Origin of the sequence: Enterobacter cloacae complex sp. GF14B, from assembly GCF_004136805.1 — a bacterium.
In the GTDB taxonomy this organism is placed as follows: Bacteria; Pseudomonadota; Gammaproteobacteria; order Enterobacterales; family Enterobacteriaceae; genus Enterobacter; species Enterobacter hormaechei_C.
In genome coordinates this window covers 1-21,076 of the sequence record NZ_QFRV01000011.1, presented here as the reverse complement: position 1 = coordinate 21,076, position 21,076 = coordinate 1, and the positions used below count along the sequence as shown (strand labels likewise).

Genomic DNA, 21,076 nt, shown 5'->3' with positions numbered 1-21,076 from the left:
ACTTGTATGTAGCGCATCTTTCTTTACGGTCAACCGGCAAGGTGTTAAATTGATCACGTTTTAGACCATTTTTTCGTCTGTACCACCAGAAAAGCAAAAGGCGAAAAAAGGGTAACGGTTATTTTTTGAAATACTGCGGGTCCGCTGCTTTTTCTGTTCTGACTGGCATGCGACACCCGGAAACATCAGGCGATACGTCTTGTACCTCTATATTGAGACTCTGAAACAGAGACTGGATGCCATCAATCAATTGCGCGTGGATCGCGCGCTTGCTGCCATGGGCCCTGCTTTCCAGCAGGTATACAGTCTTCTGCCGACATTGTTGCACTATCACCATCCGCTAATGCCGGGTTACCTCGATGGTAACGTTCCCCAGGGCATTTGCCTCTTCACGCCTGATGAAACCCAACAGCATTACCTGACTGAACTTGAACTCTACCGTGGTATGCCGCCGCAGGATTCGCCGAAAGGCGAGCTACCGATTACTGGGGTTTACTCCATGGGCAGCACATCATCGGTTGGGCAAAGCTGCTCTTCTGACCTGGATATCTGGGTCTGCCATCAGTCCTGGCTCGACAATGAAGAGCGCCAGCTGTTGCAGCGTAAATGCAGCCTGCTGGAGAGCTGGGCGGCGTCGCTCGGCGTGGAAGTGAGCTTCTTCCTGATTGATGAAAACCGTTTCCGCCATAACGAAAGCGGCAGTCTGGGTGGTGAAGACTGCGGCTCGACTCAGCACATCCTGTTGCTGGATGAGTTTTACCGTACTGCCGTTCGCCTGGCCGGGAAACGTATTCTGTGGAATATGGTGCCGTGCGATGAAGAAGAGAATTATGACGACTACGTCATGTCGCTTTACTCGCAGGGCGTTCTGACGCCAAACGAGTGGCTGGATCTGGGCGGCCTGAGCTCCCTGTCCGCCGAAGAGTACTTTGGCGCAAGCCTCTGGCAGCTTTATAAGAGCATTGATTCACCATACAAAGCGGTGCTGAAAACCCTGCTGCTGGAAGCTTACTCCTGGGAATACCCCACGCCGCGCCTGCTGGCGAAAGATATTAAACAGCGTCTGCACGACGGGGAGATCGTCTCCTACGGGCTTGATGCCTACTGCATGATGCTGGAACGCGTCACCGAATACCTGACAGCCATTGAGGACGCCACGCGTCTTGACCTGGTGCGTCGATGTTTCTATCTCAAAGTTTGTGAAAAACTGAGCCGCGAACGCGCCTGCGTGGGCTGGCGTCGTGAAGTCGTCAGCCAGTTAGTCAAAGAGTGGGGATGGGACGAAGCGCGTCTCGCCATGCTGGACAACCGCGCCAACTGGAAGATCGATCAGGTGCGCGAGGCGCACAACGAACTGCTTGATGCGATGATGCAGAGCTACCGCAACCTGATCCGCTTTGCCCGCCGTAACAACCTTAGCGTTTCTGCCAGCCCACAGGATATCGGGGTGCTGACCCGTAAACTGTACGCCGCGTTTGAAGCGTTGCCGGGCAAGGTTACGCTGGTTAACCCACAGATTTCGCCTGACCTGTCTGAGCCGAATCTGACCTTTATCTACGTGCCGCCGGGCCGCGCAAACCGCACCGGGTGGTATCTGTACAACCGTGCGCCAAGCATGGATTCGATCATCAGCCATCAGCCGCTGGAATATAACCGCTATCTGAACAAGCTGGTGGCCTGGGCCTGGTTTAACGGCCTTCTCACCTCACGCACCCGGTTGTTTATCAAGGGTAACGAGGTGGTCGATTTAGCCAAGTTGCAGGAGATGGTGGCGGATGTCTCGCACCACTTCCCGCTGCGTCTGCCTGCGCCGACGCCAAAAGCGCTCTACAGCCCGTGTGAGATTCGCCATCTGGCGATCATCGTCAACCTGGAATACGACCCGACGGCGGCCTTCCGCAATCAGGTGGTTCACTTTGACTTCCGCAAGCTGGACGTCTTTAGCTTCGGCGAGCAGCAAAACTGCCTGGTGGGTAGCGTGGATCTGCTGTACCGCAACTCGTGGAACGAAGTGCGTACCTTACACTTTAACGGCGAGCAGGCGATGATCGAGGCGCTGAAAACGATCCTCGGCAAGATGCACCAGGATGCCGCACCCCCGGACAGCGTGGAGGTGTTCTGCTACAGCCAGCACCTGCGCGGCCTGATTCGTACCCGCGTGCAGCAGCTGGTGTCTGAGTGCATCGAACTGCGTCTCTCCAGCACCCGTCAGGAAACCGGGCGCTTTAAAGCGCTGCGCGTCTCCGGCCAGACCTGGGGCCTGTTCTTTGAGCGCCTGAACGTGTCGGTGCAGAAGCTGGAGAACGCCATTGAATTCTACGGCGCGATTTCACACAACAAACTGCATGGCCTGTCGGTTCAGGTGGAAACCAACCACGTTAAGCTGCCGCAAGTGGTGGATGGCTTTGCGAGTGAAGGGATTATTCAGTTCTTCTTCGAAGAGTCGGGCGATAATGCCGGGTTTAACATCTACATTCTGGATGAAACCAACCGTGCCGAGGTGTATCACCACTGTGAAGGCAGCAAAGAGGAGCTGGTGCGCGACGTCAGCCGCTTCTATTCGTCTTCGCACGATCGCTTTACCTACGGCTCAAGCTTTATCAACTTCAACCTGCCGCAGTTCTACCAGATTGTGAATGTGGATGGGCGAGCGCAGGTGATCCCGTTCCGTACGCAGGCGATTACCCCTGCGGCGCCCGCTAACCAGGAAACTGCGCCGCTGTTGCAGCAGTATTTTTCCTGAGGCTTTTCGCCGGGTGGCGCTATCGCTTACCCGGCCTACGGTTCGAGCCGTTGTAGGCCCGGTAAGGCGTAGCCGCCACCGGGCAACAAAACTACCTGAAACTCACGTCCTCACCCGCCTGCGCGGTCGCCGCCTGCTCCAGCAGATCCCAGAACGTTTCGCCGCTGCGGTCGCAGACCCACTCGTCACCTTTCAGATCAAAGTGATAGCCGCCCTGTTTCGCCGCCAGCCACACCTGGTGAAGCGGCTCCTGACGGTTAATAATAATCTTGCTGCCGTTTTCGAAGCTTAAGGTCAGGATCCCGCCGTTGATTTCACAATCGATATCGCTGTCGCCGTCCCAGTCGTCGATACGCTCTTCGATGGTCATCCACAGGGTATCGGCAAGGCGATGAAATTCACTGTCGTTCATAGTTTTATTCCTGTTTTTCGTGATGGCGGCAGTATAACGCTAAATAATTCCCGTTGCAGGAAAGCGGCAAACTCTTGCTTTTGTGTCTTCTCCTGCGATGATAGAAACAGATTTGAACTTACGGGCAACCTCTACATGAAAAACGTCTTCCGAACGCTTGTCGTTCTTGTCACTCTGTTTAGCCTGACCGGCTGTGGACTGAAGGGACCACTGTACTTCCCGCCAGAGGATAAAAACGCACCACCGCCGACAAAACCGGTGCAAAGTGGTATCGAGTCATCTACGCCGGATACCAACGATCGCGGCAATAACGGCGGCCCGACTCAGGTCAATCTCTGACAATTACGTTCTGTACCCGCGCAATGGAGCAAATGATGCAGTTCTCTAAAATGCATGGCCTTGGCAACGACTTTATGGTCGTCGACGCGGTTACGCAGAATGTCTTTTTCTCCCCGGAGCTGATCCGTCGTCTGGCGGATCGACACGTGGGCGTGGGGTTTGACCAACTGCTGGTGGTGGAGCCGCCTTACGATCCTGACCTGGACTTTCACTATCGCATTTTTAACGCCGACGGCAGCGAAGTTTCCCAGTGCGGCAACGGCGCGCGCTGTTTTGCCCGCTTTGTTCGGCTGAAAGGGCTGACCAACAAGCGCGATATCCGCGTCAGCACCGCCAATGGCCGGATGGTGCTCAGCGTCACCGACGACGAACTGGTGCGCGTGAACATGGGAGAGCCGAACTTCGAACCCTCTGCCGTGCCGTTTCGCGCCAACAAAGCGGAAAAGACCTATATCATGCGTGCCGCCGAGCAGACAGTATTGTGCGGCGTCGTCTCAATGGGTAACCCGCACTGCGTGATTCAGGTGGATGATGTGCAAACCGCGGCGGTTGAAACGCTCGGCCCGGTGCTGGAAAGCCACGAGCGCTTCCCGGAGCGGGCGAACATCGGTTTCATGCAAGTGGTGAAGCGTGAACATATTCGCCTGCGGGTTTACGAGCGCGGCGCGGGCGAAACCCAGGCCTGCGGAAGCGGTGCCTGTGCGGCGGTGGCCGTCGGTATCTCACAGGGGTTACTGGCAGAAGAGGTTCGCGTGGAATTACCAGGCGGTCGGCTTGATATCGCCTGGAAAGGAGCGGGTCATCCACTGTACATGACTGGCCCGGCGACACATGTTTATGACGGGTTTATCCATCTATGAAGCAACCAGGGGAAGAACTGCGGGAACCTGTAACAGAGCTGGACGACAGCACTGTTGTGGATTATCTGCTGCACAATCCTGAGTTTTTTATCCGCAATGCACGCGTCGTCGAACGGATGCGCGTGCCGCATCCGGTTCGCGAGACCGTGTCGCTGGTTGAATGGCACATGGCGCGCTCGCGCAACCACATCAATCAGCTCGAAGAGAACATGACGCTGCTGATGGAGCAGGCCAGCAATAACGAAAGCCTGTTCTACCGTCTTCTGCACCTTCAGGCGCGTCTGGCTTCCGCACACAGTCTCGAAGAGTTCCTCAACCGCTTCCACCGCTGGGCGCGCGAGCTGGGGCTGGCAGGCGCGACGATCCGCCTCTTCCCTGACCGCTGGCGCATTGGCGCGCCGTCCGGGTTTACCCATCTGGCGCTGAGCCGTCAGGCGTTTGAGCCGCTGCGCATTCAGCGTCTGGGCCATGAGCACCACTATCTGGGGCCGCTTAACGGGCCAGAACTGCTGGTGGTGCTGCCGGAAGCCAAAGCTATCGGCTCGGTGGCGATGTCGCTGATGGGGCGCGATGGTGACCTGGGCGTGATGTTATTTACCAGCCGCGACGCGCATCACTATGAACAGGGGCAGGGTACGCAACTGTTGCAGGAGATCGCCCTGATGCTGCCTGAGCTGCTGGAGCGCTGGATTGAGCGCGTATGACGGACGGACTGCTCGCCACTGACGTCAACCGCTTTCTGCGCTATCTGGGCGTAGAACGCCAGCTCAGCCCTATTACGCTGCTCAACTATCAGCGTCAGCTTGATGCCATCATGCAGATTGCCGATGAAATCGGCCTGAAAAGCTGGCAACAATGTGACGCCGCCACGGTACGCGGGTTCGTCGTGCGTAGCCGTAAAAAAAATCTCAGCCCGGCGAGCCTGGCGCTCCGGCTCTCTGCCCTGCGCAGTTTCTTCGACTGGCTGGTCAGTCAGGGCGGTCTGAAAGCCAACCCGGCGAAAGGGATCGCCACGCCGAAAGCCCCGCGTCATCTGCCGAAAAATATCGACGTTGACGACGTAAACCGCCTGCTGGATATCGATCTTAACGATCCGCTGGCCGTGCGCGACCGCGCGATGCTGGAGGTGATGTACGGCGCGGGCCTGCGTCTCTCTGAGCTGGTGAACCTCGACTTGAAGCACCTCGATCTGGAATCCGGCGAGGTGTGGGTGATGGGCAAGGGCAGCAAAGAGCGCCGCCTGCCGATCGGCCGCAATGCGGTCTCCTGGATTGAGCACTGGCTGGACCTTCGCGGGCTGTTTGGCGCCGACGAAGATGCGCTGTTCCTGTCGAAACTCGGCAAGCGGATCTCGGCGCGTAACGTGCAGAAGCGCTTTGCGGAGTGGGGCATTAAGCAGGGGCTGAACAGCCACGTTCACCCCCACAAGCTGCGCCACTCTTTTGCGACGCACATGCTGGAATCAAGCGGCGACCTGCGCGGCGTACAGGAGCTGCTTGGTCACGCGAATCTGTCGACCACCCAAATCTATACCCACTTAGACTTCCAACACCTTGCCTCGGTGTATGACGCGGCGCATCCACGCGCCAAACGGGGGAAATAATGCGTTTTTACCGCCCACTTGGTCAGATCTCAGCCCTGACGTTTGATCTTGATGACACCCTTTACGACAATCGTCCGGTGATCCTGCGTACCGAGCAGGAGTCGCTGGCGTTTGTGCAGAACTACCATCCTGCGCTGAAAACAATGCAGAACAAAGATTTCCAGAAGCTGCGTCAGTCCCTGCGGGAAACCGAGCCGGAAATTTATCATGACGTGACCGAATGGCGCCGCCGTGCGGTTGAGCAGGCGATGCTCAATGCCGGCCTGAGCGCGCAGGACGCGGCCACGGGTGCCGAAGCGGCCATGGAAAACTTTGCCAAATGGCGCAGTCGGATCGACGTGCCGCAGGAGACCCACGACACGCTGGCGAAGCTCGCCGAAAAGTGGCCGCTGGTGGCCATCACCAACGGCAACGCTCAGCCTGAACTGTTTGGTCTGGGGAACTATTTTCAGTTCGTTCTGCGCGCGGGTCCGCACGGACGCTCGAAGCCGTTCAACGATATGTATCATCTGGCAGCGGAAAAACTGGATTTGCCGCTCGGTGAGATCCTGCACGTGGGCGACGACCTGACCACGGACGTCGCCGGGGCGATCCGCTGCGGCATGCAGGCCTGCTGGATCAAGCCGGAAAATGCCGATCTGATGACTACCTCGGATAGCCGTCTTCTGCCGCACGTGGAAATTTCACGGTTGGCATCCCTCACGACGCTGATATAATCATCAATTGTTCTGTATAAATTAACAGGGTTTTGGCGAGTGGAAACATTTGCCTGCCCGCCATGACGTGACGGTGCCAATGGACGTTTCTTACCTGCTCGACAGCCTTAATGATAAACAGCGTGACGCGGTTGCCGCCTCGCGTACAAACCTGCTGGTACTGGCTGGAGCGGGCAGTGGTAAGACGCGCGTGCTGGTTCACCGTATCGCCTGGCTACAGAGCGTGGAGAACTGCTCGCCGTACTCGATTATGGCCGTGACGTTCACCAACAAGGCGGCGGCGGAGATGCGCCACCGTATCGCACAGCTGATGGGCACCAGCCAGGGCGGCATGTGGGTTGGCACCTTCCACGGCCTGGCGCACCGTCTGCTGCGCGCGCACCATATGGACGCTAACCTGCCGCAGGATTTCCAGATCCTCGACAGCGAAGATCAGCTGCGCCTGCTGAAACGCCTGATCAAGGCGATGAATCTCGACGAGAAGCAGTGGCCGCCGCGTCAGGCGATGTGGTACATCAACGGTCAAAAAGACGAAGGGCTGCGTCCGCATCATATTCAGAGCTTCGGTAACCCGGTCGAGCAGACCTGGCAGAACGTCTACAAGGCCTATCAGGAAGCGTGCGATCGCGCCGGTCTGGTGGATTTCGCCGAGCTGCTGCTGCGCGCCCACGAGCTGTGGCTGAACAAACCGCATATCCTGCAACACTACCGTGAACGCTTTACCAACATCCTGGTGGACGAATTCCAGGATACCAACAACATCCAGTACGCCTGGATCCGCCTGCTGGCCGGGGATACCGGCAAGGTGATGATCGTAGGCGATGACGACCAGTCTATCTACGGCTGGCGCGGCGCGCAGGTGGAGAACATCCAGCGCTTCCTCAACGATTTCCCCGGCGCGCAAACCATCCGTCTGGAACAGAACTACCGTTCTACCAGCAACATTCTGAGCGCGGCCAACGCCCTGATTGAGAACAACAACGGGCGCCTGGGTAAAAAGCTGTGGACCGATGGCGTCGACGGCGAACCGATTTCGATTTACTGCGCCTTCAACGAGCTCGACGAAGCCCGTTTCGTTGTGAACCGCATTAAAACCTGGCAGGAGAACGGCGGCGCGCTGGAGCAGTGTGCCATTCTCTATCGCAGCAACGCCCAGTCGCGCGTGCTGGAAGAGGCGCTGTTGCAGGTGAGCATGCCGTACCGCATTTATGGAGGTATGCGCTTCTTCGAACGTCAGGAGATCAAAGATGCGCTCTCGTACTTGCGTCTGATTGCCAACCGTAACGACGATGCGGCATTTGAGCGCGTGGTGAACACACCGACGCGCGGCATCGGCGATCGTACGCTGGACGTGGTGCGTCAGGCCTCGCGCGATCGTCAGCTCACGTTGTGGCAGGCATGCCGCGAGCTGTTACAGGAAAAAGCCCTCGCCGGGCGCGCCGCCAGCGCATTGCAACGCTTTCTGGAGTTAATCGACGCACTGGCGCAGGAAACGGCCGACATGCCGCTGCACGTCCAGACCGACCGGGTGATTAAAGATTCCGGCTTGCGCACCATGTACGAGCAGGAAAAAGGCGAGAAGGGCCAGACCCGTATTGAGAACTTAGAGGAACTGGTGACGGCAACGCGCCAGTTCAGCTACAACGAAGAAGACGAAGACCTGATGCCGTTGCAGGCATTCCTCTCTCACGCCGCGCTGGAGGCGGGTGAAGGGCAGGCCGATACCTGGCAGGATGCGGTTCAGCTGATGACCCTGCACTCCGCGAAAGGTCTGGAGTTCCCGCAGGTGTTCATCGTCGGGATGGAAGAGGGGATGTTCCCGAGCCAGATGTCGCTGGATGAAGGCGGGCGTCTGGAAGAGGAGCGTCGTCTGGCCTACGTGGGCGTGACCCGTGCGATGCAGAAACTGACTCTGACCTACGCGGAAACCCGCCGCCTGTACGGGAAAGAGGTGTATCACCGTCCGTCGCGCTTTATCGGCGAACTGCCGGAAGAGTGTGTGGAAGAGGTGCGCCTGCGCGCCAGCATCAGCCGTCCGGTCAGTCATCAGCGTATGGGCTCGCCGATCTCTGAAACCGACACCGGTTACAAGCTGGGCCAGCGCGTGCGCCACTCGAAGTTTGGCGAAGGCACCATCGTCAACCTGGAAGGCAGCGGCGAGCACAGCCGTTTGCAGGTAGCGTTCCAGGGGCAGGGGATCAAATGGCTGGTGGCAGCCTATGCCAAGCTGGAAAGTGTGTAACTTTCAGAAAAATATCACTATTTTGTAATAATCTGCTAGCCTTATACGTTGAAGGTCAATTAATGCCCTTCAGCGTTCCGTTGCGTGTTGACGCCACAGTTATTGCTGGCGTAACATGCGCGCACGATTACGCTAAGAGGACATTCGCCTTGGACACACCCAGTAGATACTGGCTCAATTCCCTGTCATCCAGGAACAACTCCTAAGGCTATCTCCTCTTGCTGATGGCCTTAGTGGTTGTCAGCGACTGCATCATTCCCGTCGCGCTGAGTCAGGCTGTTTAATGGTCTGAAACCCAATTTGTTTCTGTGTGCCCACCGAACTGTCCGATATTTTTTGCATTGGGAGTCCCGGTCATGTTGAGCGCATTTCAACTCGAAAATAACCGACTGACTCGGCTTGAAGCCGAAGAGTCACAGCCCCTCATTGATGCCGTATGGGTGGATCTGGTCGAGCCGGACGACGATGAGCGCCTTCGCGTACAATCTGAGCTGGGGCAAAGCCTGGCAACGCGCCCGGAACTGGAAGACATCGAAGCATCCGCCCGTTTTTTTGAAGACGAAGACGGCCTGCACATTCACTCCTTCTTCTTCTTCGAAGATGCCGAAGACCACGCGGGGAACTCCACCGTGGCGTTTACCATTCGCGATGGCCGCCTGTTCACCCTGCGCGAGCGCGAACTGCCTGCGTTTCGTCTCTACCGTATGCGCGCCCGCAGCCAGGCGATGATGGACGGTAACGCCTATGAGCTGCTGCTGGATCTGTTCGAAACCAAAATCGAACAGCTGGCGGATGAAATCGAAAACATCTACAGCGACCTGGAAAAGCTGAGCCGCGTGATCATGGAAGGCCATCAGGGCGATGAGTACGACGAAGCGTTGTCCACGCTGGCTGAGCTGGAAGATATCGGCTGGAAGGTGCGTTTGTGTCTGATGGATACCCAGCGCGCGCTGAACTTCCTGGTGCGCAAGGCGCGTCTGCCGGGCGGTCAGCTGGAGCAGGCGCGTGAGATCTTACGCGATATCGAATCCCTGCTGCCGCACAACGAATCCCTGTTCCAGAAGGTCAACTTCCTGATGCAGGCGGCGATGGGCTTCATCAACATCGAGCAGAACCGCATCATCAAGATCTTCTCGGTGGTGTCCGTGGTGTTCCTGCCGCCGACGCTGGTAGCCTCCAGCTACGGGATGAACTTCGAGTTTATGCCGGAACTGAAGTGGAGCTTTGGCTACCCGGGGGCGATTATCTTTATGATCCTCGCCGGGCTGGCGCCGTATCTCTATTTTAAACGCCGGAACTGGCTGTAAAAATCTGGCGGGTGGCGCTGCGCTTACCCGCCCTACGATCGAATTCCCTCTCCCTGTGGGAGAGGGTTAGGGTGAGGGCAACATCACAGCCCTTTGCGCACCCTGCGCTGGGTATAAATCGCATCCGCAACAAAGATGGCCAGCGCCACCCAGATAAAGGCGAACGTCACCATCTTATCCGCACCCGGCACCTCGCCGTAAAACACCACCGCCAGCAGGAACATCAGCGTCGGGCCAATGTACTGGAAGAAGCCCAACGTGGAGAGGCGCAGACGCGTTGCCGCGCCGGTGAAGCACAGCAGGGGTATCGTCGTGACCACGCCCGCGGCCATCAGCATCAGGTTCAGCGACCATGGGTTGCTGCCCATATGGCTGGTGGCGCTGTCGGCAATACCGAACAGGTAGATCGCGGCGACAGGCAGCAGCCACAGGGTTTCAAACAGCATTCCCGTCTGCGCTTCCACGGCGATTTTTTTACGCACCAGGCCGTAGAAGGCAAAGCTGAACGCCAGCCCCAGGGCGATAACCGGCAGTGAGCCGAAGGTCCACAGCTGTACCAGCACGCCGCAGAAGGCCAGAATCACTGCCACCCACTGCATCCGGCGAAAGCGCTCGCCGAGGAAAATCATCCCCAGCAAAATATTGACCAGCGGGTTAATAAAGTAGCCCAGGCTGGCTTCGAGCATGTGATGGTTATTCACCGCCCAGATAAACAGCAGCCAGTTTCCGCCAATCAGCACCGCAGAGAGGGCGAGCAGGAAGACCTTCTTCGGGGTTTTCAGCAGCGTTTTGACGCCTGACCACTGACGGCTGATACTCATCAGCGCAATCATGAAGAAAAACGACCAGATGACGCGGTGAGTGAGGATCTCGTCCGCCGGAACATAGGCAATAAGTTTGAAGTACGCCGGTGCTATACCCCAAATAAAATAAGCGGCAAGGGCGAGTAAAACGCCCTGCCGCGTCTGTTTAGCATCCATCGGGAAAATCCGTTACAAAAAAGTGAAGTAATTTTACCCGAATTTGCCGTCTCAACCCACCATATAAGTGGCGGTTGCGCTGGCGATATAAACCTGCTCCTCGTTATGCAGCTCAACGCGGGCGACGGCAACTTTATTCCCGGCGCGCAGCAGGCTGCTGGTACAGGTGAAGCGGTTTCCGCGTCCCGGTCGCAGATAATCGACGCGTAAATCGATGGTGCCCATGCGCGACAGGCGCTGGCGTAATTCATCTTCGTTAATGGTGTCATGGCGCGTCAGCGTGCTGCCCACGCACACCAGACCGGCCGCCACGTCCAGCGCGGAGGCAATTACCCCGCCGTGCAAAATGCTTTGCGCCCAGTTACCGACCATCATTGGCTGATTATTGAAACTCAGCTGAGCGAAGTCTTTTTCGTATCGCTCCAGCTCAAGACCCAGTGCACGGTTGAACGGCATGTGGTACACAAAAATCTCGCCCACGAGCTTTAAGGTTTCTTCGGCGGTGAGTGTGGCTGACATCTGACGTGGCATCCTTGTTGTTAACAAAATGTTGATTTTATGCTTCAGGATAAAGGAATGCCACTTTAAGAAACGAGGAAGCGGAAGTTATCGCAGAAGTCTGTAGAATGCCCGGACAAAACTATTCATTAAATGTCACCATTTCAGGAGAACACCACCGATGCGGACGTATCTGGGTTGGTTACTGGCGGCGGTTGCGCTGCCCCTCACAGCATATGCGCAGGAAGCGACGATCAAAGAGGTGCATGACAAACCTGCCGTTAAGGGTAGCATCATCGCCAATATGCTTCAGGAGCATGACAATCCGTTCACGCTGTACCCGTATGACACAAACTACGTGATCTACACCCAGACCAGCGATCTCAACAAAGAGGCGATAAGCTCCTATAACTGGTCTGATAATGCGCGTAAAGATGAGGTGAAGTTCCAGCTCAGCCTCGCCTTCCCGTTCTGGCGCGGCATCCTGGGGCCGAACTCGGTACTTGGCGCGTCCTACACGCAGAAGTCATGGTGGCAACTCTCCAACAGCGGGGAGTCATCACCGTTCCGCGAAACCAACTATGAACCGCAGCTGTTCCTCGGTTTCGCCACCGATTATGAGTTTGCAGGCTGGACGCTGCGAGACGTGGAGGTGGGCTATAACCACGATTCCAACGGTCGTTCCGACCCAACCTCACGCAGCTGGAACCGCATCTATACGCGTCTGATGGCGCAGAACGGCAATTTCATGGTGGAAGTGAAGCCGTGGTACGTAGTAGGCAGCACCGATGACAACCCGGATATCACCAAATACATGGGATACTATCAGCTTAAGGTGGGCTATCAGCTGGGTGACGCGGTGCTGAGCGCCAAAGGCCAGTACAACTGGAATACCGGCTACGGCGGTGCAGAGCTGGGCCTGAGCTACCCGGTAACGAAACACGTGCGTCTCTATACCCAGGTGTATAGCGGCTACGGCGAATCGCTGATCGACTACAACTTCAACCAGACCCGCGTCGGTGTGGGCGTCATGCTGAACGATATTTTCTAAGCTGCTCGAATGTTTTTGCGTTAAACGTTGAAGTTTCTCTCTCAGGCGCTGAAAATAGCGCCTGTTTCATTTCTGGCATATGGGGTTAACGTGGCGCAGGCGGAAGTATTGAATCAGGAATCGCTGGCTAAACAGGTTTTGCATGAAACCTTTGGCTACCAGCAGTTCCGTCCTGGCCAGGAAACCATCATTGAAACCGTGCTGGAAGGCCGCGATTGCCTGGTGGTCATGCCGACCGGCGGCGGTAAATCGCTCTGCTATCAGGTGCCCGCGCTGGTGCTTAATGGCCTGACGGTTGTGGTATCACCCCTTATTTCCCTGATGAAAGACCAGGTCGACCAGCTGCTCGCCAACGGCGTGGCGGCGGCCTGTCTTAACTCAACGCAAACTCGCGAGCAGCAGCAAGAGGTGATGGCCGGGTGCCGCACCGGACAGGTTCGCCTGCTGTATATCGCGCCAGAGCGCCTGATGCTGGACAACTTCCTCGACCACCTGGCGCACTGGAACCCGGTGCTGCTGGCGGTGGATGAAGCGCACTGTATCTCCCAGTGGGGGCACGATTTCCGCCCGGAATACGCCGCCCTCGGCCAGCTTCGTCAGCGCTTCCCCGAGCTGCCGTTTATGGCGCTTACCGCCACGGCGGACGACACCACGCGTCAGGACATCGTTCGCCTGCTGGGACTGAACGACCCGTATATTCAGGTCAGCAGCTTCGACCGCCCGAACATCCGCTATATGCTGATGGAAAAGTTCAAGCCGCTGGATCAGCTCCTGCGCTACGTGCAGGAGCAGCGCGGCAAGTCCGGCATCATCTACTGCAACAGCCGCGCAAAGGTGGAAGACACCGCTGCGCGTCTGCAAAATCGCGGCTTTAGCGCGGCGGCATACCATGCCGGGTTAGAGAACCACATCCGCGCCGATGTGCAGGAAAAATTCCAGCGCGACGACCTGCAAATTGTGGTCGCAACGGTGGCGTTCGGGATGGGGATCAATAAGCCCAACGTGCGCTTTGTGGTGCATTTCGACATTCCGCGCAATATCGAATCCTACTATCAGGAAACCGGCCGCGCCGGGCGTGATGGTCTGCCTGCGGAAGCGATGCTGTTTTACGACCCGGCGGATATGGCGTGGCTGCGCCGCTGTCTGGAAGAGAAACCGCAGGGGCAGTTGCAGGATATCGAACGCCACAAGCTTAACGCGATGGGGGCCTTCGCCGAAGCGCAAACCTGCCGCCGTCTGGTGCTGCTCAACTACTTTGGTGAAGGGCGTCAGGCGCCGTGCGGCAACTGCGATATCTGCCTCGACCCGCCGAAGCAGTACGATGGCCTGATGGACGCGCGCAAAGCGCTCTCGACTATCGGACGCGTGAACCAGCGCTTTGGGATGGGCTACGTCGTTGAAGTGCTGCGCGGGGCTAACAACCAGCGTATCCGCGATATGGGTCACGACAAGCTACCGGTTTACGGCATCGGGAAAGACCAGAGCCATGAGCACTGGGTGAGTATTATCCGCCAGTTGATCCACCTCGGCTTTGCCACGCAAAATATTGCCCAGCATTCTGCGCTTCAGCTGACCGAAGCGGCGCGACCTGTCCTGCGTGGCGAGGTTGAACTGAAGCTCGCCGTTCCGCGCGTCGTCGCCCTGAAGCCGCGCGTGATGCAAAAATCCTACGGCGGTAACTACGACCGCAAGCTGTTCGCCAAGCTGCGTAAGCTGCGTAAAGCTATTGCCGATGAAGAGAACATCCCGCCATACGTGGTGTTCAACGACGCGACGCTGATCGAGATGGCCGAGCAAATGCCGCTCAGCGCCAGCGAGATGCTCAGCGTCAACGGCGTCGGCACGCGCAAGCTGGAGCGCTTCGGTAAAGAGTTTATGGCGCTCATCCGTTCCCACGCTGATGGTGATGATGAGGAGTAGTCAGCCGGGCGAAAAAGTGCCAGGATGGTGACTCACTGTATTATTTCCCCGCGAGCTAATTATGTTAATGCTATTTCTCACCGTGGCGTTAGTGCACATCGTTGCGCTGATGAGCCCAGGCCCTGATTTTTTCTTCGTGTCGCAAACGGCCGTCAGCCGCTCCCGCAAAGAGGCGATGATGGGTGTGCTCGGTATTACCATGGGCGTCATGGTCTGGGCGGCGGTTGCGCTGCTCGGTCTGAACCTGATCCTGGCGAAAATGGCGTGGCTGCATAACATCATTATGGTTGGCGGCGGTCTGTACCTGTGCTGGATGGGCTACCAGATGCTGCGCGGGGCGCTGAAGAAAGAAGAGAACAAGCCGGAAGAGCCAAAGGTTGAGCTGGCAACGGGCGGCCGTAGCTTTGTGAAAGGGCTGCTGACCAACCTGGCGAACCCGAAAGCAATAATTTACTTCGGCTCGGTATTCTCGCTGTTTGTGGGGGATAACGTCGGCGCGGGCGCGCGCTGGGGGATCTTCCTGCTGATCGTTGTGGAAACGTTCGCCTGGTTTACCGTTGTGGCAAGCCTGTTTGCCTTACCGGCGATGCGTCGCGGCTACCAGCGCATCGCGAAGTGGATCGACGGCTTCGCCGGCGCGTTGTTCGCCGGCTTCGGCATTCATCTCATCATTTCTCGCTAAGCATGACGCGCTGACGCAAGCAGCGCGCCAACCAGCATAAACAGCGAACCAAAGACTTTGTTCAGGGCCTTCATCTGCTTAGGCCCTTTGATCCACGCCGCAATTCGCTGCGCCAGCGTCGCGTAACCAATCATCACAATGATATCGACAATAATGGTGGTTGCGCCCAGCACCACGTACTGCATCACCTGTGGCTGATGCGGCACGATAAACTGCGGGAACAGGGCGGCGAGGAACACGATGCTTTTCGGGTTGGTCAGGTTAACGAACACCGCGCGCTTAAACAGGTGGCCGCGTGTTTGCGTCCGGGAGAGCGTATGCAGATCAATCGAGCCTGCGGCGCGCCACTGCTGAATACCCAGCCAGATAAGATACGCTGCGCCAGCCCATTTCAGCACCTCGAAGGCCAGCACCGAACGGGAGAACAGCGTGCCCAGACCAATCCCCACCAGCACAATATGAATGCCAAGCCCGGTCTGTAAACCGGCGATTGACGCCACCGCGCCGCGATAGCCGTGATTAATGGAGGTAGTCATGGTGTTGATTGCGCCCGAGCCAGGTGAAAGGCTGAGGATGATGGATGTCAGCAGGTAGGCGAACCACCACTCGAAGGTCATTTGAAACTCCCGGATCGTCTGTTTTTATGCCACAATACGCTATTGTTGAGTCATTTTGTGACCGGTGACGAAAAAAACGATATTCCCTGAATTACGGGGGGTGGAAACCCAATGTTTCAGCAGAAAAAGGACTGGGAAACACGAGAAAACGCATTTGCTGCTTTCTCCATGGGGCCGCTGACCGATTTCTGGCGCCAGCGTGAGGAAGATGAGTTTATGGGCGTCGGGGAAATCCCGGTACGCTTCGTTCGTTTCCGTGATGAAAAAAATGACCGGGTGATTGTGGTCTGCCCCGGGCGCATCGAAAGCTATATCAAATATGCCGAGCTGGCGTATGACCTGTTCCATCTGGGCTTTGATGTGTTAATTATCGACCATCGCGGGCAGGGGCTTTCTGGCCGGATGTTACCGGATACCCATCGCGGCCACGTGGATAACTTCAGCGATTACGTCGACGATCTGGCCGCGTTCTGGCAGCAGGAAGTGCAGCCCGGACCGTGGCGCAAGCGTTATATTCTTGCCCACTCCATGGGGGGCGCGATCTCGACGTTGTTTTTGCAGCGCCATAAGCACCAGTGCGACGCCATTGCGCTGACCGCGCCGATGTACGGCATTGTGATACGTTTTCCTGACTGGATGGTGCGCCATCTTCTCGACTGGGCTGAGGGCCATCAGCGCATTCGAGAAGGCTATGCCATCGGAACAGGACGCTGGCGGGCGTTACCGTTTGCCATCAACGTGTTAACCCACAGTCGGCAGCGTTATCGGCGCAACCTGCGTTTTTATGCCGATGAACCGCGTCTGCGGGTCGGCGGCCCCACCTGGCACTGGGTGCGGGAAGGTATTCATGCCGGTGAACAGGTGCTGGCAGGCGTAGGCGATGATGACACGCCGACGCTCCTGATCCAGGCGGAAGAAGAGCGTGTGGTGGATAACCGCATGCATGACCGCTATTGTGAACTTCGCGCCGCTGCGGGCCATCCCTGTGAAGGGGGTAAACCGCTGGTCATCAACGGTGCGTACCATGAGATCCTTTTTGAAAAGGACGCTATGCGCTCAGTCGCGCTCAACGCCATTGTTGAATTTTTCAACAGGCATAACTGATTATTGTTTTCCACCAGAGGTTGAAATCCCTATGTACCAGGTTGTTGCATCTGATTTAGATGGCACGCTGCTTTCCCCCGACCACACCCTGTCGCCTTATGCGAAAGAGACCCTAAAACTCCTGACTGCCCGTGGCGTGAACTTCGTGTTCGCCACCGGTCGCCACCACGTGGACGTGGGGCAGATCCGCGATAACCTGGAGATCAAGTCGTACATGATCACCTCTAACGGTGCGCGCGTACATGACACGGACGGCAACCTGATTTTTACCCATAATCTCGATCGTGACATCGCCACCGATTTGTTCGGCATTGTGCATAACAACCCGGATATCGTGACTAACGTTTACCGCGACGACGAGTGGTTTATGAACCGCCATCGCCCGGAAGAGATGCGCTTCTTCAAGGAAGCCGTATTCCAGTACTCACTGTACGAGCCGGGTCTGCTGGAGCCGGAAGGGATCAGTAAGGTGTTCTTCACCTGTGTAAATCATGAGGAGTTACTGCCGCTGGAGCAGGCGATCAACGCCCGCTGGGGCGACCGCGTGAACGTGAGCTTCTCCACGCTGACCTGTCTGGAAGTGATGGCGGGCGGGGTGTCCAAAGGTCACGCGCTGGAAGCGGTCGCGAAACGGCTGGGTTTTGATCTGAAAGACTGTATCGCCTTTGGCGATGGCATGAACGATGCCGAGATGCTCTCCATGGCGGGTAAAGGCTGCATCATGCAGAACGCGCACCAGCGCCTGAAAGATCTGCACCCGGAGCTGGAAGTGATTGGCACGAACGCAGACAACGCGGTACCTAAGTATCTGCGCAAACTGTTCCTTGAATAATCTTCATTTGATTGTTTATTATTCAGATGTCAACTAAAGAGTTCGCTACAATGCCTCTCCTTCTTTCTGAGAGACAAGCATTGTGGCGCTACTCATTATCACGACTATCCTGTGGGCCTTCTCCTTTAGTCTGATTGGCGAATACCTTGCCGGATCGGTCGACAGCTACTTTTCGGTGCTGATGCGCGTGGGGCTGGCGGCGCTGGTGTTCCTGCCGTTCCTGCGTACCCGCGGGCAGTCGCTAAAAACTATTCTGCTGTACATGCTGGTAGGCGCGATGCAGCTCGGCATCATGTACCTGTTCAGCTTCCGGGCCTACGTTTACCTGTCCGTCTCGGAATTTCTGCTCTTCACCGTGCTGACGCCGCTCTACATCACGCTGATTTATGACCTGCTCAGCAGGCGCCGCCTGCGCTGGGGATATCTGCTGAGCGCTGCGCTGGCAGTCATTGGCGCGGCGATTATTCGCTATGACAAGGTAAGCGATCACTTCTGGACCGGGCTGATGTTCGTCCAGCTCGCTAATATCAGCTTTGCCATCGGGATGGTGGGTTACAAACGCCTGATGGAGACCCGCCCGATGCCGCAGCATAACGCGTTTGCGTGGTTCTATATGGGCGCGGCGATTGTCGCGATTGCGGCATGGTTTATGCTCGGCAATCCGCAAAAGCTGCCGACAACCTCCGTGCAGTGGAGCGTTCTGGTCTGGCTGGGCGTGGTGGCGTCGGGGCTGGGCTATTTTATGTGGAACTACGGCGCTACGCAGGTAGACGCCGGAACGCTGGGGATCATGAACAACGTGCACGTGCCGGCGGGGCTACTGGTGAACCTCGCCATCTGGCAGGAGCAGCCGCACTGGCCGAGTTTCCTTATTGGGGGAACGGTGATCCTGGCTTCGCTGTGGGTACATCGCCGCTGGGTCGCTCCGCGCTCCGCACAAACGGAAGATGGTCGCACGCGTGGTTCCGCGCTGAGCGAATAAACGCTTCCGTAATTGGCTGACGTTGCTCGCCATCGCGCACGGCGGCGTACAGCCGGCTCCACAGTCCTTCACCCAGGGTTTTGGTAACCACCAGACCCTGGCGTTCAACCGTCTCGACCACCCAGTGCGGCAGCGCCGCAATCCCCATTCTGGCCGCCACCATCTGAATTAACAGCAGCGTGTTATCCACGCTTTTCAGCTGTGGGCTGATGCCCGCGGGTTGCAGGAAATGGCGCCAGATATCCAGACGACTGCGCTGTACCGGGTAAATCAGCAGCGTCTCCGTTGCCAGATCTTCCGGCGTGATACGCGTTTTGGCGGCCAGCGGATGGTCCGGGGCCAGCACCAGACGCACCTCAAAATCAAACATTGGCGAATAGTGCAGACCGCTGCGTGGCAGAATATCTGAGGTCATCACCAGATCCAGCTCACCCTGCTGAAGCGACGGCTGCGGATCAAACGTGACGCCGGATTTGAAGTCCATCTCCACCTGCGGCCACTTCTGGCGGAAGTTCTCAAGCGCGGGGGTCAGCCACTGAATACAGCTGTGACACTCAATGGCGATGCGCAGGGTGGTCTGCTGCGGCTCGTTGCAGGACTGCAACGCGCTGGCAATCTGCGGCAGCACCTGGTTCGCCAGCTGAAGCAAAATTTCGCCCTGCGGCGTAAAGCGCAAAGGCTGGCTCTTACGCACAAAAAGACGAAAGCCGAGGCGTTGTTCCAGATCGCTGAACTGGTGAGAAAGGGCAGACTGAGTCTGGTGCAGCGTGGCCGCTGCCGCCGCAAGAGAACCGCAGTTCCGCAACGCTTGTAGCGTTTTCAGGTGTTTAATCTCGATCATGAAAGTCCTTCACTTCGGCATGAACATTTTGCGCTTGAGGAATATACAGTACCTGCCAATTATAGAAGTGTAAACATCTGGACGTCTAAATAACGAATTTCTACAAGGGGTATGCCATGACAATCCGCACTCACACTCTCGGTTTCCCTCGCGTTGGTCTGCGTCGCGAGCTGAAAAAAGCGCAAGAAAGCTACTGGGCGGGTAACGCCACCCGCGAAGAACTGCTGGCGGTGGGACGCGAGCTGCGCGCGCGTCACTGGGATCAGCAAAAACAGGCGGGCGTAGACCTGCTGCCGGTGGGCGATTTCGCCTGGTACGACCATGTTCTGACCACCAGCCTGCTGCTTGGCAACGTGCCGGCTCGTCATCAGAACAACGATGGATCGGTGGATATCGATACCCTGTTCCGCATCGGCCGTGGCCGCGCGCCAACGGGTGAGCCAGCGGCAGCGGCGGAAATGACCAAGTGGTTTAACACCAACTATCACTATATGGTGCCGGAGTTCGTTAAGGGCCAGCAGTTCAAACTGACCTGGACCCAGCTTCTGGATGAAGTGGACGAAGCGCTGGCGCTGGGTCACCAGGTGAAACCCGTGCTGCTGGGGCCGGTCACCTACCTGTGGCTGGGCAAAGTGAAAGGTGAGCAGTTCGACCGCCTCAGCCTGCTGAACGATATTCTGCCGGTTTATAAGCAGGTGCTGATTGAGCTGGGTAAGCGCGGTATTCAGTGGGTGCAAATCGATGAACCGGCGCTGGTGCTTGAGCTGCCGCAGGCGTGGCTGGATGCCTTCAAACCGGCGTATGACGCGCTCACGGGCCAGGTGAAGCTGCTGCTGACCACCTATTTCGAGGGCGTAACGCCTAACCTCGACACCATTACTGCGCTGCCGGTTCAGGGTCTGCACGTTGATCTCGTTCACGGCAAAGACGATGTGGCAGAGTTGCACAAGCGTCTGCCTGCGGAGTGGCTGCTCTCTGCCGGTCTGGTGAATGGTCGTAACGTCTGGCGTGCCGATCTCACCGAGAAATATGCACAAATTAAGGACATTGTCGGTAAACGTGAATTGTGGGTAGCCTCTTCCTGTTCCCTGCTGCACAGCCCGATCGACCTGAGCGTGGAGACCCGACTCGACCCTGAGGTGAAAAGCTGGTTTGCCTTTGCTCTGCAAAAGTGTGAGGAGCTGGCTCTGCTGCGCGACGCGCTAAACAGCGGCGACACGGCAGCGATTACCGACTGGAGCGCTCCGATCCAGGCGCGCCGTCACTCGACGCGCGTGCATAACCCTGTGGTGGAAAAACGTCTGGCGGCCATCACCGCCCGGGACAGCCAGCGCCAGAGCCCGTATG

At 57.3% G+C, this 21,076-nt stretch carries 20 protein-coding genes and 1 pseudogene; 16 read left to right on the top strand and 5 right to left on the bottom strand.

The window, feature by feature from the left end:
* Positions 1-199 precede the first annotated feature (199 nt).
* Positions 200-2,743, top strand: coding sequence for a class I adenylate cyclase (cyaA, locus tag DD606_RS06015; RefSeq protein ID WP_022650172.1), 2,544 nt, complete (start codon positions 200-202; stop codon positions 2,741-2,743).
* A 91-nt stretch (positions 2,744-2,834) separates the two neighbouring features.
* Here the strand turns inward: cyaA and cyaY are convergent, their stop codons facing one another.
* The gene (gene cyaY / locus DD606_RS06010) at positions 2,835-3,155 is read right to left on the bottom strand and encodes an iron donor protein CyaY (RefSeq protein ID WP_003860816.1); all 321 of its coding nucleotides are present in this window, start codon (positions 3,153-3,155) and stop codon (positions 2,835-2,837) included.
* Positions 3,156-3,290: 135 nt separating this feature from the next.
* Between cyaY and DD606_RS06005 the strand changes: the two genes are divergently transcribed.
* The 8 genes from DD606_RS06005 to corA all read left to right on the top strand — a co-directional run bounded on the left by DD606_RS06005 (position 3,291) and on the right by corA (position 10,222).
* Positions 3,291-3,494 (top strand): lipoprotein, encoded by a 204-nt coding sequence (locus tag DD606_RS06005; protein ID WP_003860815.1) that lies wholly within the window; start codon positions 3,291-3,293, stop codon positions 3,492-3,494.
* 35 nt (positions 3,495-3,529) lie between these two features.
* The gene (gene dapF / locus DD606_RS06000) at positions 3,530-4,354 is read left to right on the top strand and encodes a diaminopimelate epimerase (RefSeq protein ID WP_022646661.1); all 825 of its coding nucleotides are present in this window, start codon (positions 3,530-3,532) and stop codon (positions 4,352-4,354) included.
* Positions 4,351-5,058 (top strand): DUF484 domain-containing protein, encoded by a 708-nt coding sequence (locus DD606_RS05995; protein WP_003860814.1) that lies wholly within the window; start codon positions 4,351-4,353, stop codon positions 5,056-5,058. Before dapF ends, DD606_RS05995 begins: the two co-directional genes overlap by 4 nt.
* The gene (gene xerC / locus DD606_RS05990) at positions 5,055-5,957 is read left to right on the top strand and encodes a tyrosine recombinase XerC (RefSeq protein WP_015570006.1); all 903 of its coding nucleotides are present in this window, start codon (positions 5,055-5,057) and stop codon (positions 5,955-5,957) included. The genes DD606_RS05995 and xerC overlap by 4 nt, the downstream gene beginning before the upstream one ends.
* Entirely contained in the window at positions 5,957-6,673 is a 717-nt protein-coding gene (yigB, locus tag DD606_RS05985) for a 5-amino-6-(5-phospho-D-ribitylamino)uracil phosphatase YigB (protein WP_129258356.1), read from the top strand. The genes xerC and yigB overlap by 1 nt, the downstream gene beginning before the upstream one ends.
* Before the next feature lie 79 nt (positions 6,674-6,752).
* Positions 6,753-8,915, top strand: coding sequence for a DNA helicase II (uvrD, locus tag DD606_RS05980; protein WP_017383586.1), 2,163 nt, complete (start codon positions 6,753-6,755; stop codon positions 8,913-8,915).
* A gap of 149 nt (positions 8,916-9,064) precedes the next feature.
* On the top strand, positions 9,065-9,121 hold the full coding sequence (gene ysgD, locus DD606_RS26180) for a YsgD/CorL family protein (protein WP_212743980.1): 57 nt from the start codon (positions 9,065-9,067) through the stop codon (positions 9,119-9,121).
* A gap of 150 nt (positions 9,122-9,271) precedes the next feature.
* Positions 9,272-10,222, top strand: coding sequence for a magnesium/cobalt transporter CorA (corA, locus tag DD606_RS05970; RefSeq protein WP_032608220.1), 951 nt, complete (start codon positions 9,272-9,274; stop codon positions 10,220-10,222).
* An 83-nt stretch (positions 10,223-10,305) separates the two neighbouring features.
* Here corA and rarD read toward each other — a convergent pair whose 3' ends face one another.
* Positions 10,306-11,202, bottom strand: a complete 897-nt coding sequence (gene rarD / locus DD606_RS05965; protein ID WP_017694744.1) for an EamA family transporter RarD — start codon at positions 11,200-11,202, stop codon at positions 10,306-10,308.
* 51 nt (positions 11,203-11,253) lie between these two features.
* Complete coding sequence (yigI, locus tag DD606_RS05960; RefSeq protein WP_006812366.1) at positions 11,254-11,721, bottom strand: acyl-CoA thioesterase YigI; 468 nt, start codon at positions 11,719-11,721, stop codon at positions 11,254-11,256.
* Positions 11,722-11,881: 160 nt separating this feature from the next.
* On the opposite strand from yigI, the gene pldA reads away from it, so the two are divergent.
* The 3 genes from pldA to rhtC all read left to right on the top strand — a co-directional run bounded on the left by pldA (position 11,882) and on the right by rhtC (position 15,353).
* Positions 11,882-12,751 carry a phospholipase A gene (gene pldA, locus DD606_RS05955; RefSeq protein WP_003860803.1) on the top strand — a complete coding sequence of 290 codons (870 nt, stop codon included), beginning with the start codon at positions 11,882-11,884 and terminating at the stop codon, positions 12,749-12,751.
* Positions 12,752-12,841: 90 nt separating this feature from the next.
* Positions 12,842-14,671, top strand: a complete 1,830-nt coding sequence (gene recQ / locus DD606_RS05950) for an ATP-dependent DNA helicase RecQ (RefSeq protein WP_003860800.1) — start codon at positions 12,842-12,844, stop codon at positions 14,669-14,671.
* A gap of 61 nt (positions 14,672-14,732) precedes the next feature.
* On the top strand, positions 14,733-15,353 hold the full coding sequence (rhtC, locus tag DD606_RS05945; protein ID WP_023323988.1) for a threonine export protein RhtC: 621 nt from the start codon (positions 14,733-14,735) through the stop codon (positions 15,351-15,353).
* On the opposite strand, the gene rhtB is transcribed toward rhtC, so the two are convergent.
* Positions 15,350-15,970: a homoserine/homoserine lactone efflux protein gene (rhtB, locus tag DD606_RS05940; RefSeq protein WP_003860798.1), complete on the bottom strand. Its 621-nt coding sequence runs from the start codon at positions 15,968-15,970 to the stop codon at positions 15,350-15,352. The genes rhtC and rhtB overlap by 4 nt on opposite strands.
* Positions 15,971-16,081: 111 nt before the next feature.
* On the opposite strand from rhtB, the gene pldB reads away from it, so the two are divergent.
* From pldB to DD606_RS05925, 3 genes are all read left to right on the top strand, one after another.
* Positions 16,082-17,074 carry a lysophospholipase L2 gene (gene pldB / locus DD606_RS05935; protein ID WP_015570002.1) on the top strand — a complete coding sequence of 331 codons (993 nt, stop codon included), beginning with the start codon at positions 16,082-16,084 and terminating at the stop codon, positions 17,072-17,074.
* A gap of 31 nt (positions 17,075-17,105) precedes the next feature.
* Positions 17,106-17,906 (top strand): sugar/pyridoxal phosphate phosphatase YigL, encoded by an 801-nt coding sequence (gene yigL, locus DD606_RS05930; RefSeq protein WP_003860797.1) that lies wholly within the window; start codon positions 17,106-17,108, stop codon positions 17,904-17,906.
* Between the two features lie 82 nt (positions 17,907-17,988).
* Positions 17,989-18,888: a carboxylate/amino acid/amine transporter gene (locus DD606_RS05925; protein WP_045342698.1), complete on the top strand. Its 900-nt coding sequence runs from the start codon at positions 17,989-17,991 to the stop codon at positions 18,886-18,888.
* Here the strand turns inward: DD606_RS05925 and metR are convergent.
* On the bottom strand, positions 18,776-19,729 hold the full coding sequence (gene metR / locus DD606_RS05920) for an HTH-type transcriptional regulator MetR (RefSeq protein ID WP_015570000.1): 954 nt from the start codon (positions 19,727-19,729) through the stop codon (positions 18,776-18,778). The genes DD606_RS05925 and metR overlap by 113 nt on opposite strands.
* 116 nt (positions 19,730-19,845) lie before the next feature.
* On the opposite strand from metR, the pseudogene DD606_RS05915 reads away from it, so the two are divergent.
* Positions 19,846-21,076 (top strand): annotated as a pseudogene (locus DD606_RS05915) (5-methyltetrahydropteroyltriglutamate--homocysteine S-methyltransferase); the annotation flags it as partial.